The 2602-nt window shown below is 48.7% G+C and carries 3 protein-coding genes; all 3 read left to right on the top strand.

Going from position 1 to position 2602, the window contains the following annotated elements:
* Positions 1 to 80 precede the first annotated feature (80 nt).
* Positions 81 to 449, top strand: coding sequence for an IS66 family insertion sequence element accessory protein TnpA (gene tnpA / locus ACUNWA_RS18965; protein ID WP_445593500.1), 369 nt, complete (start codon positions 81 to 83; stop codon positions 447 to 449).
* The gene (gene tnpB, locus ACUNWA_RS18960; protein ID WP_445593499.1) at positions 442 to 804 is read left to right on the top strand and encodes an IS66 family insertion sequence element accessory protein TnpB; all 363 of its coding nucleotides are present in this window, start codon (positions 442 to 444) and stop codon (positions 802 to 804) included. The genes tnpA and tnpB overlap by 8 nt, the downstream gene beginning before the upstream one ends.
* A 68-nt stretch (positions 805 to 872) precedes the next feature.
* Positions 873 to 2495: an IS66 family transposase gene (tnpC, locus tag ACUNWA_RS18955; protein WP_445593498.1), complete on the top strand. Its 1623-nt coding sequence runs from the start codon at positions 873 to 875 to the stop codon at positions 2493 to 2495.
* The last annotated feature ends 107 nt before the right edge of the window (positions 2496 to 2602 follow it).

The raw sequence follows: 2602 nt of genomic DNA, 5'->3' as shown, positions 1-2602 counted from the left end.
GTAAGCATTCGCTGAACCCCGTGTTTTAAATCTTTTTGCGGGTCTATACATTTGTTGGTTTGATTTTAAAGACAAACGACATGTTAAACGAGAAAAAGTTCCGGGCGATCTACAAGGATTTCCTGGCGTCCGGCTTGACCACCCGTGACTATTGCGCGAACCAGCAGATGAACGAAGCCAAATTTTATTACTGGCAGAACAAACTCAAAGGACAGCTTCCCCCTAAAAGAGGGTTTGTGCCGGTGGTTTTTGAGAACAGGCTTGAAGGGGTCCAGCTTCCGGCCCCGGTGCAGGATCAGAAAGAAACCTTTGCTAGCCCGGCTATGGGGGACAAGCTAATTTCCTGCGAGATAAGCTACCCCAACGGGGTGCGGATAAACCTGAGCGGTTTGTCGGATCCGCAGATGCTGCAATCCCTGTTACTTTCAATGGGGCGCCAGGATGTTTAGCCTCGCCCCATCAATGAAGTACTACCTGTATGCATATCCTACCGACATGCGCCGGAGCTTTTACACCCTTAGCGGAATGGTGACTAACCTGATGGGGCGCAACGTGCAGGATGGTGATGTGTTCATCTTTATCAACCGCCTTTGCACCAGCATGAAAATCCTGCACATGGAATGCGGGGGCCTGGTGATCTATCATATGAAACTGGAATCTGGCAGTTTTACACTGCCTGTTTTTGACGAAAGCACCAACACGTTTCAAACCAACTGGCAGGATTTGATGATGATGGTCCGCGGTGTTTCTGCCGATGGGAAAGTGAAGAAAAAAAGATGGGAAAAACCTTCGAAACGCCCGTAAAATTTGGTCTATTGGCTTGGTCACTCCGTTGATTTTTAGTATCTTCACGCCATCAAAAACAAGAAAGGATGACCCCTGGCGAAGAGCTTTTTTTACAACAGATACTGGAGGAGCGTGACCGGCTTTTCCGGGAAACATCCAAGCTGAAAAGCCAGCTTGCCGGCTACGAAAACTTCGATACTGAAAAAGCCACTTACGAAAAACTGCTCACTGAAAAGGATGGGGCCATCTATAAGTTAAAGCAACAGGTTGAGACACTCCAGCGGCGAATCTGGGGCAAATCCAGCGAAAAGTACATTGCCGAAGACCCGCAGCAACGCAAGTTCGATTTTGACGGGCTCGGCCTGCTCCCGGAGGAAAAAGAACTGGCCACCAGCGCCAAAGAGGAAATCGAAAAGTACAAGACCATCCGTGTCAAAGTACAGGACAAAAGCCACCCGGTACGCAAACCCCTGCCGGAAAGCATTCCACGGGAAGAGACCCATATTTATCCTGAAAATATCAATACTGAAAACCGGACCGAGCTGGAACCGGAAATTACCGAAGTGCTGGAACGCGATCCTGCCCGTTGGTATGTGCGCCGGATTATCCGCCACAAATATGCATTGAAGGACAAAAGCCAGGATGTGGAAAAGCAAATCGTTACAGCTCCCATGCCTGCGCTTCCAATAGCCAAAAGCTACGCCGGGGCAAGCTTGCTGGCCGATATCGTCATTGACAAATACGTGAACCATCTTCCTTTTTACCGCCAGATACAGATGTTCAAACAACAGGGCATCTCCATTGCCCCTGCAACCATTAATGGCTGGTTTGGTGATGTGGCCGACCTGCTCAGGCCTGCTTATTACAGGTTGAAGGAGCTGGTCCTTGCATCCGGTTATATCCAAAGCGATGAAACCACCATCCCGATCATCAATAATGAGAAGCACAAAGCGATAAACGGTTACATCTGGATGATCCGGGCGGTAACCGAAGGCCTGGTTTTCTTCCATTACGATTATGGCTCGCGGGCACAAAAAGTGGCCTTGCAATTATTTAAGGATTACCAAGGGGTGATCCAAACCGATGGCTATGCAGTTTACGACATTTATGAAAACAAAAAGGGTGTCCTGCCCATTGGATGCTGGGCGCATGCGCGCCGTAAATTTGAAGAAGCTTTAAAAGAAGACAAGGCCCGGGCATCGTATGCACTGGAACAAATCGGACTGCTTTATGATGTGGAAAGGCGCGCCGACCAGGAAAACCTGTCAGATGAACAGCGTGCCGACCTGCGTTCCCGGCTGTCTTACCCCATCATGGTGGCTTTCGAAAAATGGATACTCAGTGAATATCCCAAAGTCCTGCCCAAAGGACGGATCGGGAAAGCCCTCCGGTACACTTATAATATTTACCACAAACTCACGCGCTATCACCTGGACGGCAAATTAAAAATGGACAATAACCTGGCCGAAAATGCCATCCGCCCCATAGCGCTGGGCCGGAAGAACTGGTTGTTCTGCGGCAACCACGAGTCGGCTGAAAATGCCGCAATCATGTATTCCATGCTGGGCTGCTGCAAAGCAAGCGAAGTGAACTTCCGCGAATGGCTGATTTTCTTCCTGGAAAACGTTCACCGATACGATAGCGATTACTCCAAAGACCTGGCAGAACTGCTTCCGCATAACTTTAAACTGCAAAACCAAAATTTGTAACAGTACCGCCTCCTGATCCTCTCAAAGTTCTCCGAACATTTAAGAGAAACTTTGAAAGCAGGATGCTAATTTTACATGAAACAAGACGGGGTTTACCGAATGCTTAC

This window comes from Sunxiuqinia sp. sy24, assembly GCF_052677165.1.
The sequence above is the reverse complement of the archived record's forward strand: the minus strand, read 5'-3'. Positions and strand labels throughout refer to the sequence as shown.